General features: G+C 69.9%; 7 protein-coding genes. All 7 read left to right on the top strand.

Annotated elements, in window-relative coordinates:
* Positions 1 to 75: 75 nt before the first annotated feature.
* The 7 genes from HHX37_RS05920 to HHX37_RS05890 all read left to right on the top strand — a co-directional run bounded on the left by HHX37_RS05920 (position 76) and on the right by HHX37_RS05890 (position 11,680).
* Complete coding sequence (locus tag HHX37_RS05920) at positions 76 to 1,899, top strand: ThuA domain-containing protein (RefSeq protein WP_182880254.1); 1,824 nt, start codon at positions 76 to 78, stop codon at positions 1,897 to 1,899.
* Between the two features lie 734 nt (positions 1,900 to 2,633).
* Complete coding sequence (locus HHX37_RS05915; protein WP_208758890.1) at positions 2,634 to 4,058, top strand: sugar ABC transporter ATP-binding protein; 1,425 nt, start codon at positions 2,634 to 2,636, stop codon at positions 4,056 to 4,058.
* Between the two features lie 41 nt (positions 4,059 to 4,099).
* A complete protein-coding gene (locus tag HHX37_RS05910; protein ID WP_259406251.1) occupies positions 4,100 to 5,056 on the top strand; it encodes an ABC transporter permease in 957 nt (318 codons plus the stop codon).
* On the top strand, positions 5,053 to 5,985 hold the full coding sequence (locus HHX37_RS05905; protein ID WP_182880256.1) for an ABC transporter permease: 933 nt from the start codon (positions 5,053 to 5,055) through the stop codon (positions 5,983 to 5,985). Before HHX37_RS05910 ends, HHX37_RS05905 begins: the two co-directional genes overlap by 4 nt.
* A 13-nt stretch (positions 5,986 to 5,998) precedes the next feature.
* A complete protein-coding gene (locus HHX37_RS05900; protein WP_182884770.1) occupies positions 5,999 to 7,222 on the top strand; it encodes a substrate-binding domain-containing protein in 1,224 nt (407 codons plus the stop codon).
* Positions 7,219 to 8,052 (top strand): sugar phosphate isomerase/epimerase family protein, encoded by an 834-nt coding sequence (locus HHX37_RS05895; protein ID WP_182884769.1) that lies wholly within the window; start codon positions 7,219 to 7,221, stop codon positions 8,050 to 8,052. Before HHX37_RS05900 ends, HHX37_RS05895 begins: the two co-directional genes overlap by 4 nt.
* 76 nt (positions 8,053 to 8,128) lie before the next feature.
* A complete protein-coding gene (locus HHX37_RS05890; RefSeq protein ID WP_182884768.1) occupies positions 8,129 to 11,680 on the top strand; it encodes a lectin in 3,552 nt (1,183 codons plus the stop codon).
* The last annotated feature ends 10 nt before the right edge of the window (positions 11,681 to 11,690 follow it).

Raw genomic sequence — 11,690 nt, 5'->3', positions numbered from 1 at the left:
GCGACGCCCGGCACGGCCCCGCCCTCGACGAGGAGGGACGGGGACCGCGCCGGGCGCCGCGACGAAAGGACATCCATGCTGCGACATCTGACCCCCGCCGCGCCCGGGCGCGGTGCGGGAGGCGACCGGAAGGCGTCGGTGCTGCGACGCCTGTCGGCGACCGCGGTGGCGTTCACCACCGCCGCCGCCGCGATGGTGGTCCCCGCCACCCACGCCCAGGCCGCCGCCTTCAAGGTGCTGGTGTTCTCGAAGACGGCCGCGTTCCGGCACGACTCCATCCCCGCCGGCATCCAGGCCATCCGTGAACTCGGCGCCGCCAACGACTTCGCCGTGGACGCCACGGAGGACGCGAACGCGTTCACGTCGGGCAACCTCGCGCAGTACAAGGCCGTGGTGTTCCTCAGCACCACCGGCGACGTCCTCAACGCCACCCAGCAGACCGCCTTCCAGTCGTACGTCGACGGCGGAGGCGGTTACGTCGGCGTGCACTCGGCGTCCGACACCGAGTACGACTGGCCCTACTACGGGCAGCTGATGGGCGCCTGGTTCAAGGACCACCCGGCGATCCAGCAGGCCACCCTCAAGGAGGAGGACCGCGCGCACGCGGCCACCGCCCATCTCGGCCAGACCTGGACGCGCACCGACGAGTGGTACAACTACCGCACCAACCCGCGCGCCAACGTGCACGTGCTGCAGAGCCTGAACGAGAGCAGCTACAGCGGCGGGAACATGGGCGACCACCCGGTCACCTGGTGCCACCCGCAGGCGTCCGGCCGGTCGTTCTACACCGGTCTCGGGCACACCCAGGAGTCGTACGCCGATTCCAACTTCCGCACCCTGCTGCTCGGCGGCATCCGCTACGCGGCCAAGGCCACGAACGCCGACTGCCGTCCGGAGACCGGCTACACGACCCTGTACAACGGGTCGACCTCCGGCTGGACGCAGGCCGGGCCCGGCTCGTTCACCAACAGCGACGCCACGCTGACCTCCCAGGGCGGCATGGGCATGCTGTGGTACAACGCCAAGGAGTTCGGCTCCTACTCCCTCAAGCTCGACTGGAGGATGACCGGCGACTCCAACTCCGGCGTGATCGTCGGGTTCCCGGCCACCAGCGACCCCCAGACGGCCCTCGACACGGGGTACGAGGTCCAGATCGACGCCACCGACACCGCGGACAAGACGACCGGGGCGATCTACGGCGTCAAGTCGGCCGACATCGCCGCACGTGACGCGGCGCTGAACCCGCCGGGTCAGTGGAACACCTACGAACTGCTCGTCGAGGGCGAGCGGCTGCAGGTCTTCCTGAACGGCAGCAAGATCAACGACTTCACCAATACGAACCCGGCGCGATCCCTGCAGCAGGGATACATCGGCATCCAGAACCACGGGTCCGGCAACGTGGTGGCCTACCGGAACATCCGCATCAAGGAACTGAGCGGCCCGTCGCAGTCCCCCTCGCCCTCCCCGTCCCCCTCGCCGTCCGCTTCTCCGTCCGCGTCGCCGACCCCGCCCACGACGAGCACGACCGCGCTGCGGGGTGTGGCGTCGGGCCGGTGCCTGGACGTCAACGGCGCCTCGCAGTCGAACGGCGCGACGGTGCTGATCTGGGACTGCAACGGCGGGAACAACCAGAAGTGGACCTCCACCAGCGCCACTGAGCTGCGGGTCTACGGCAACAAGTGCCTCGACGTCAACGGCGGCGGCACCGCCAACGGCACCGCGGTCATCATCTGGGACTGCAACGGCCAGAACAACCAGAAGTGGCGCTTCAACTCCGACGGCAGCATCACCGCCGTCGGCGCGAACAAGTGCCTGGATGTCAGCGGCACCGCCAACGGCACAAAGGCCCAGATTTACACATGTAACGGTCAGAACAACCAGAAGTGGACTCGCGTCTGACGCCATCAGTCCCATCCGGGGAGCGGCGGGATATGCGGAGGCCTCCTCCGCCTCGCCGCACCCGGCCTGATTTTCGGCGCGGTCCTGATGGGGGCCGCGCCGATTTTTTGGTAAGGCGGAGGCATGTGCTGATTCGGGGGATTTTCTCCCGATGGTGCCAGGAGTCCCTTTTCCCATGTCAGGAGCACGCGGCTGTTCGCCCCGAGGGTGGGTCCGCAGGTATGAAAAGGGGTCCGGCACGGCCTCGACATGAGCGTGAAAGTTTCATACTCATTTCGTCCACGACCCTGGACGGAAGATCTCCGATGGCTGTGGAGTGGAGGGTCCTCGGTCGCCATGACACGGTCATTGTCCTGTGAAAGGGCAACTTCCGCAGGAAGGTGGCGAAACTCTGGTGCAGAACGGGAGAAGAAGTCTCCATGGCACGAAAATAAGCGTGCTTGACAACAGAAGTTTGGTAGACCTATTTTCTTCCCGAATCGGTTCGTCCGCTCCCTGTGACCAGGCTGAATCCCTTCCCGAGTCACCCGCCGTCCACCGGAGCGGAACGCGCACCGGCCGGCCGCCAGGTCCTCCTCCCCGGCGGCCGGCCGGGTGAACCGCGCGCCCGGCTCGGCACGAGTCCCGCCCCCCGTTTAGGAGATCCCCGTGCATGACTCCCCACCCCCTACGGCGCGGGGGCTCGTCCCGGCCGGCCCGGCACGACGTCCCGGAGGGCGGGCCGCGTGCTGAGGATGACCGGCATCGGCAAGAGCTTCCTGGGCGTCCGGGTGCTCGGCGGTGTCGACCTGGAGGTGTCCGCCGGCGAGGTCCACGCGGTGGTGGGGGAGAACGGCGCGGGCAAGTCGACGCTCATGAAGATCCTCGCCGGCGTACACGCGCCGGACGAGGGGACGATCGAGATCGACGGCCGGAGCGTGACGTTCGGGCATCCGATCGAGGCGCAGCGGGCCGGGGTGGCGATCATCTATCAGGAGCTCACCCTGCTGCCGGAGCGGACGGTCGCCGAGAACGTCTTCCTCGGCCGGGAGCCCGTCCGGCGGGGACTGGTCGACCGGGCGGCGATGGAGTCGGCGACCGACGAGCTGCTGAAGTCTCTCGGCGAGGAGTCGTTCGGGCCGCGCGATCTCGTCCGGCGGCTCTCGGTCGCGCGGCAGCAGGTCGTCGAGATCGCCAAGGCGCTGTCGCTGAACGCCCGGATCGTGGTGATGGACGAGCCGACCGCCCCTCTCGCCGACCACGAGGTGGAACTGCTCTACACGCTGGTGCGGCGGCTCACCGCGCGCGGCATCGCGGTCCTCTACGTCTCCCACCGGCTCCGCGAGATCTTCGACCTCGCCGACCGGATCACCGTGCTCAAGGACGGCGCCCGGGTCACCACCGCGGAGGCGTCGAGCCTGGACACCGCGGGCCTGGTCCGTCTGATGGTCGGCCGGGAGCTCGACTCGTACTATCCGCCCCGCGCGGCCGGACCACCCGGAGAGGTGATCCTGAGCGTACGCGGCGGCGGCAACGCCCGGCTCCACGACATCGATCTCGACCTGCGCGCCGGGGAGATCGTGGGGGTGGCCGGGCTGCAGGGCTCGGGCCGCACCGAGCTGGCCAAGGCGCTGTTCGGCGCGGAGCCCTTCACCAGCGGCGAGATGACGCCCCGCCGTCCCCGCTCGGTCCGCGAGGGCATCGCCGCGGGGATCGGCCTGGTCACCGAGGACCGCAAGGCCGAGGGGCTCCTGCCCAACCAGCGGGTGCGCGACAACGCCCTGCTCGTCGCCCGGGCCACCGGAGCGCCTCGCACCGGGGTCGAGCGGCTGCTCGAACGCGTGCGGCTCAGCCCGCCCCGGCCCGCCCAGGAGGTCCGGCTGCTGTCCGGGGGCAACCAGCAGAAGGTCGTGCTGGCCAAGTGGATGACGGTGGCGCCGCGCGTGCTGCTGTTCGACGAACCCACCCGCGGCGTCGACGTCGGCGCCAAGGCCGCCATCCACGACCTGATGCGTGAGCTCGCCCGGGACGGCATGGCCGTCCTGATGATCTCCTCCGAGCTGCCCGAGCTCATCGGCATGAGCGACCGCATCGTGGTGCTGCGGGACGGCCGCCTCGTCGGAGAGCTGCCCGCGGGCTCCACCGAGGAGGCCGTGATGCGCCTGGCGGCCGCGTCATGACCCAGCAGCTGAAACTCGGGCGCGTGCCCGCCGGAGGCTCCTTGCTCCGCAGAATCTCGGCCGACCGGCCCGCGCGGCCCGTCTACGTCGCGCTGGTCCTGCTCGTCGTGCTCGGCTGGCTGGTCTTCGCCCTGGACGGCGGGACGTTCCTCGCCCAGGAGAACATCGTCGGCATCCAGCAGCGGTCGGCGGCGCTGGGCATCGTCGCGGTCGGCCAGACGCTGGTGATCCTGGCCGGCAGCCTGGACCTCTCGGTCGCCTACCTGATCAGCCTGACCTCGCTGGTCACCGCCGAGATCATGGCGGGCGCCGACACAGGAGTCCCGGCCGCGGTCGCCGCGGCGCTGGCGGTGAGCGCGCTGATCGGGCTGGTGAACGGCCTGATCGTCACCCGGCTCCGGGTGCACGCCTTCATCGCCACCCTCGGGGTCGCGCTGGTCGTCAGGGGCGCGCTGGACGCGCGGTACGACGGACCGGCCGGCAGCGTGCCCGAGTCCTTCCAGCATCTCGGGTACGACCGGATCGGGCCGCTGCCGGTGTCGGCGCTGCTGTGGGCCGCGGTGGCGGCGGGCGCGTGGCTCCTGCTCAGCCGGACCCGGCTGGGCTACCGGATCTACGCCGTGGGCGGGGACGCCGAGGTGGCGCGCCTCTCCGGGGTGCGCACCGAGCGGGTGGTGGTCATCGCCCACGTGCTCTGCTCGGTCTGCGCCGGGATCGCCGGGCTGCTGCTCGCCTCCCGGCTCGGGGCGGGCGCGCCGACGGTCGGCACCGACGGCGGGTACGACCTGGAGTCGATCGCGGCGGTGGTGCTCGGCGGGACCGCGCTGGCCGGAGGCCGCGGCGGGGTGGCCGGGACCGTCGGCGGAGTCCTGCTCCTGGCCGTCCTCGACAGCATCTTCAACCAGCTTGAGGTCAACTCCTTCGCCAAGGACGTCGTACGGGGCGTGATCCTGGTGGCCGCCCTGGCGATCTACGCCCGCGGAAGGCGGACCAGATGAGACGAGCGCTACCGATCTTCGTGGTGCTGGCCGGGCTGCTGGTCGCGATCGCGGTCGTCAACCCGTACTTCCTGGAGCCGCCCGCCTTCCTCGCCTTCGTCAAACGGGCCGCGCCGCTGGTGATCCTCGCGGCCGGGCAGTACTTCGTCATCGTGTCCGGCGAGTTCGACCTGTCGGTCGGCTCCCTCGTCACCGCCGAGGTGGTGATCGCCGCCCGGCTCATCGACGGCTCGGCGGAGGCGACCTGGCCCGTGCTGGCCCTGATGATCGCGTTCGGGCTGATTGTCGGGCTGGTCAACGGGGCCGTCACCACCCTGCTCCGCGTCCCGTCGTTCATCACGACGCTCGGCATGCTGCTGATCCTGTCGGGAGCGGTCTTCCTCTGGACGGGCGGTTCGCCCCGGGGCGCGCTGTCCGAGCAGTTCCGCCAGCTGGGCCGGGGGAGCCTCGGCCCGGTGCCCTGGTCGGTCCTGATCCTCGTCGTGGTGGCGGCGGCCGCAGTCTGGGCGACGCGCGCCCGGTTCGGCCACACGCTCGTCGCGGCCGGGGACAACGACCGCGCCGCTGCGCTGTCCGGGGTCCGGGTCGCCCGGGTCCGGACGGTGGCGTTCATGATCTCCGGGCTGTCCGCGGCGGTCGCCGCGATCCTGCTCGGCGGCTTCGCGGGAGTGTCCGCGCAGGTCGGCAAGGGCCTGGAGTTCCAGGCCATCACCGCTGTGGTGCTCGGTGGCGTGGCCCTCGGAGGCGGTCGCGGTTCCGTGGCCGCCGCGATGGCGGGCGCCTTCACTCTGGAGGCGCTGTTCACCCTGCTCAACCTGTACGGCATCTCGGGGGCGCTGGAGCCGGCCGTACAGGGCGTGATCATCATCGCCGCGGTGGCGCTGGGAGCCGTGCGCTTCCCACGCGCGAGAGCCGCGGCTGCCTCATAAGGGAAGGAAGACGATGCTTTCATATTCGCGGCGGTTCCTCGCCGCCGCCGCGCTCGCCGTGCTGACGCTGCCGGTGGCGGCGTGCACCAGCGACAAACCCGCGCCCTCCGCCTCCGCGGCGCCTTCCGGGGCGCCCGCCGGATCCGCCGGACCGGCGGACAAGGGCACCGGGGAGCAGTCGAAGTTCTTCGTGCAGGCCGACTACGACGCCCAGATGGCGATGCGCAAGGCCCAGCCGACCGGCCCGTCGGACAAGCCGTGGGAGCAGAGCATCGATCCCCAGCTCATCGACACCGCCGAGTACAAGAAGGCCGGGCCGTACCACCTGTGCTTCTCCAACGCCGCGGTCGACAACCCGTGGCGGCAGGTCGGCTGGAAGACCATGCAGGCGGAGGTCGCCCAGCACAAGGAGATCACGAAGTTCACCGCCCTGGACGCCGAGGGCAAGGACGACAAGCAGATCTCCGACATCGCGGAACTGACGGGGAAGGGCTGCGACGCGCTGATCGTCTCGCCCAACACCACGGCCACGCTGACCCCCGCGGTGTCCGGGGCCTGCCCGAAGGTGCCGGTCATCGTGTTCGACCGGGGCGTCCAGACCGACTGCCCGGTGACCTTCATCAAGCCGATCGGCGGCTACGCCTTCGGTGCCGCGGCGGCCGAGTTCCTCGTCGACAAGGTGCCGGCCGGCGGGAAGATCCTGGCGCTGCGCATCCTGCCCGGCGTGGACGTGCTGGAGACCCGGTGGTCGGCGGCCAAGGTGGCGTTCGACAAGAGCGACCTCCAGGTCGTCGGCGTGGAGTTCACCGACGGCGACGCCGCGAAGACCAAGAGCGTGGTCAGCGACTACATCCAGCGGTACGGCAAGCTCGACGGAGTCTGGATGGACGCGGGCGCCACCGCCGTCGCGGCCGTCGAGGCGTTCGAGGACGCGGGCCAGCCCGTGCCGCCGATCAACGGCGAGGACCAGCAGGACTTCCTGAAGAAGTGGAGCGACGCGAAGCTGACCGCGATCGCGCCGACCTACCCGACGTACCAGTGGCGCACCCCCGTCATCGCGGCGCTCAAGATCCTGAAGGGCGAGCAGGTGCCGAAGGTCTGGAACCTGCCGCAGCCGGCGATCACCCAGGAGAACCTCGCCACCTACCTCAAGCCCGGCATGCCGCCGCTGCACTACGCCCTCTGCGGCTGCGAGGACCTGCCCGGCTACCCCGAGAAGTGGGGCGGCACGTCGTGATCGGGGTGAACACCTGGGTCTGGGTCTCGCCGCTCACCGACGAGGCCCTGGCCCGCCTCGCGCCGAGGATCGCGGACTGGGGGTTCGACGTCGTCGAACTGCCGGTCGAGCATCCCGGAGACTGGGACCCGGAGCGGGCGGCGGCCCTCCTGGACGGGCTCGGGCTCGGCGCGTCGGTCGTGCTCACGATGCCGCCGGGACGCGAACTCGTCGACGCCTCGCCGCAGGTCGTCCGGGAGACCCAGGACTACCTGCGGCACTGCGTGGACGTGGCGGTGACCGTGGGCGCGCCGGCGGTCAGCGGGCCCGCGTACGCCTCGGTCGGCCGGGCCTGGCGGATGAGCCCGGACGAGCGGCGCGCGATCTACGGCGAGCTGCGGGAGAACCTGAAACCGGTCGTCGCGTACGCGGCCGAACGCGGGATCAGGATCGGCGTCGAACCGCTCAACCGGTACGAGACCAGCGTCATCAACACGGTGGAGCAGGCACTCGACGCCCTCCCGGAGGAGTGCGGGCTCGCCCTCGACACCTACCACCTGAACATCGAGGAGAAGGACCCCCTCGCGGCCGTCCGCCTGGCGGGCGGCAGGATCGCGCACCTCCAGGTGTGCGGGACCGACCGCGGGGCCCCGGGCGCCGACCACTTCGACTGGCCGGGCTTCGCCGCGGCCGTCCGCGACGTGGGCTACGCCGGCCCGCTCGTGATCGAGTCCTTCACCGCCGACAACAAGACCATCGCCACCGCGGCGTCCGTCTGGCGTCCCCTGGCCCCCAGCCAGGACGCCCTCGCCACCGACGGCCTCGCCTTCCTCCGCACCCTCACGACCTGACCGGAGGACGCGACTGGAGAACCCCACGACCCCCCGCAACTCCGACCCCTTCCGGTAACCCCCCAGGAGATCCTTCATGCGAAGATCACGCCTGATCCCCGCACTGGCCGCGGCCATGCTGGGGCTGCTGCTGTCCGCGGTGCCACTGGTGGCACACGCGGCGGCGCCACAGTTCAAGGTGCTGCTGTTCAGCAAGACCGCGAGCGGCGCCTACCGGCACGACTCCATCTCCGCCGGTATCGCGATGTTCCAGCAGCTGGCGACGGACAACAACTTCCAGCTGGACGCGAGCGAGAACTCCTCCGTCTTCACCACGTCGAACCTCAACAACTACGACGCGGTGATCATGCTCCAGACGTCGGGCATGGTGTGGGACACCGACGCGCAGCGTCAGGCCATGCAGGCCTACGTGCGCAGCGGCCGCGGCGTCGTGGCGATCCACAACGCCGTCGACATGAACATCGAGTCGCAGTTCCCCTGGTGGGACCAGACCGTGCTGGCCGGCGCGCACATGACGCAGCACTCGTCGATCGTGCAGGGCACCGCCAAGGTCGCCGACAAGGTCCACCCCTCGACCAAGGGCCTGCCGGACCGGTGGACCCGCACCGAGGAGTGGTACAACTTCGACAAGAACATGCGCGGCTCGGTGCACGTGCTGGTGACCGCGGACGAGACCACCTATGACGCGGGCTCGTACAAGATGGGCGCCGACCACCCGATCTCCTGGTGTCACAACCCGGAGGGCGGCCGGGTGTGGGCCACCGCGATGGGCCACAACGCGTCCTCCTACTCGGAGCCGCTGTTCAAGCAGCACCTGCTGGGCGCGGTGAAGTGGGCGGCGGGCGCGGAGCCCGGCGACTGCGGCGGCACGATCACGGCCCGCTTCCAGAAGGTGACCCTCGACGGCGCGCCGGACCAGCCGATGGAGCTGGACGTGGCGGCCGACGGCCGGGTCTTCTACATCTCGCGCTCGGGCAAGGTCAACCTGATCCCCGCGGGCGGAGGCAGCACTCGCGTCATCGGCACCCTGTCCGTGTACGATGGCGGCGAGGACGGCGGCATCGGGATCGCGCTCGACCCGAACTTCGCCAACAACGGCTGGATCTACATCAACTACTCGCCGTCCAACGGCGGTGAGGTGAACCGGGTGTCCCGGTTCACCTTCAACGGCACCAGCCTCGACCTGAGCAGCGAGAAGAAGATCATCGAGGTTCCGGCGTTCCGCAACGTCGACGAGCCGGGTCACACCGGCGGCTACATCGCGTTCGGCCCGGGCGGCAACCTCTACATCGCCCCTGGTGACGACACCAACCCCAACGCATCCAGCGGCTACGCCCCGATCGACGAGCGGCCGGGCCGGGAGCACTACGACGCCCAGCGGTCCGCGGCCAACACCAACGACCTGCGCGGCAAGATCCTGCGCATCCACCCCGAGTCCGACGGCACCTATACGATCCCGTCCGGCAACATGTTCGCGCCGGGCACGGCCAAGACGCGGCCCGAGATCTACGCGATGGGCTTCCGCAACGCGTTCCGCTTCGCGGTCGACAAGGTCACCGGCTGGCTCTCGGTGGGCGACTACGGCCCGGACGCGGGCAGCGCCAACTCCAACCGCGGCCCCGAGGGCACGGTCGAGTGGAACCTGATCAAGCAGCCCGGTTTCTACGGCTGGCCGTACTGCACCGGTAACAACACGCCGTTCAACGACTTCAACTTCTCCACCAACACCTCGGGGGCGAAGTTCAACTGCTCGGCGCCGGTCAACGACTCGCCCAACAACACCGGCCTGACCAACCTGCCGGCCGCCAAGCCCGCGACCGTCTGGTACAACTACCACGCCTCGGCGGAGTTCCCTGAGATCAACTGCTGTGGCGGCGCGGCCCCCATGGGCGGCCCGTTCTACCGCTACGACGCGACCAGCGCCTCCGACCGCAAGTTCCCCGAGTACTTCGACGGCTCGACCTTCCTGTACGAGTGGAGCCGCAACTTCGTCAAGGAGATGCGCCTCGACTCCTCGGGCAACCTCCTGAAGATCAACCCGTTCGTGGCGAACATCGCCCCGCACGCGCCGATCGACATGAAGTTCGGCCCGGACGGCGCGCTCTACATGGCCGACTGGGGCAACGGCTTCGGCCACGCCAACACCGACGACGCCATCTACCGGATCGACTACGTCGTCGGCAACCGCGCCCCGATCGCCAAGGCGAGCGCCAACCCCGACTCGGGCGCCGCGCCGCTGACGGTCGCGTTCTCCTCGGCCGGCTCGTCCGACCCCGACGGCGACGCGATCACCTACAGCTGGGACTTCGGCGACGGCACCACCTCCACCGCGGCCAACCCGACGAAGACCTACAACACCAACGGCACCTACACCGCCAAGCTGACCGTACGGGACGCGAGCGGGAAGACGGGCAGCATCACGCTGACCATCGCCGTCGGCAACACCCGTCCCAAGGTCGTCTTCTCGGCGCCGCCGGACGGCGGGTTCATCAACTTCGGCGACCGGGTGTCCTACACGGTCAACGTCACCGACCCCGAGGACGGCACCGTCGACTGCTCCAAGGTCAACGTGTTCACCGCGCTCGGCCACGACCAGCACGCCCACGACACCGGCCAGTTCACCGGGTGCTCCGGGACGGTCACGACGACCGCCTCGGGTCACGACGAGGCGGCCAACGTCTACTACGTCCTGGGCGCGGACTACACCGACAAGGGCGGCCTGAAGGGCAACGCCGGCATCACCCTGCAGCCCAAGCACAAGCAGGCCGAGCACTACAACGGCTCCAGCGGCATCCGGGTCGTCGACGAGGCCGGCGCCGAGGGCGGCAGGCGCGTCGGTGACATCTCCAACGGTGACTGGATCTCCTACACGCCGGTCAACCTGTCGGGGATCGACTCGGTGTCCTTCCGCGTGTCGGCGCCGTCCAGCACCGGGGCCTCCATCGAGCTGCACGCCGGCTCGCCGACCGGGACGCTCGTCGCCTCCAGCTCGGTGCCGTCGACCGGGGGATGGAACAACTACGTCTCCCTCCCGTCGGTGGCGGTCACCAACCCGGGTGGCACCGGCGACCTCTACGTCGTGTTCAAGGGGTCGACGGCGAACTCGTTCGACTTCGACTCGCTGACCTTCAACGGCAAGGGTGTCGGCCAGGACGGGGGCACCTCCTCGCCCTCTCCGTCGCCGTCGCCCTCCGTCTCGCCGTCCGCTTCTCCGTCCGCGTCGCCGACCCCGCCCGCGGGTTGGACGAACTCGCTGCGGGGTGTGGCGTCGGGCCGGTGCCTGGACGTGAACGGCGCCTCGCAGACCAACGGCGCCACGGTGCTGATCTGGGACTGCAACGGCGGGAACAACCAGAAGTGGACCTCCACCAGCGCGTCCGAGCTGCGCGTCTACGGCAACAAGTGCCTGGACGTGAACGGCGCGGGCACGGCGGACGGCACCGCGGTCATCATCTGGGACTGCAACGGCCAGAACAACCAGAAGTGGCGCCTGAACTCCGACGGCACGATCACCGCGGTCGGGGCGAACAAGTGTCTGGACGTGGCGAGCAGCGGCACGGCCAACGGCACGAAGGTGCAGATCTGGTCGTGCACCGGCGGCAACAACCAGAAGTGGACCCGCGTCTGATCGCGGAGTG

This window comes from Microbispora sp. H10885 (assembly GCF_014161415.1).
Taxonomy (GTDB): Bacteria; Actinomycetota; Actinomycetes; order Streptosporangiales; family Streptosporangiaceae; genus Microbispora; species Microbispora triticiradicis.
This window is presented reverse-complemented; position numbering and strand designations above follow the sequence as displayed.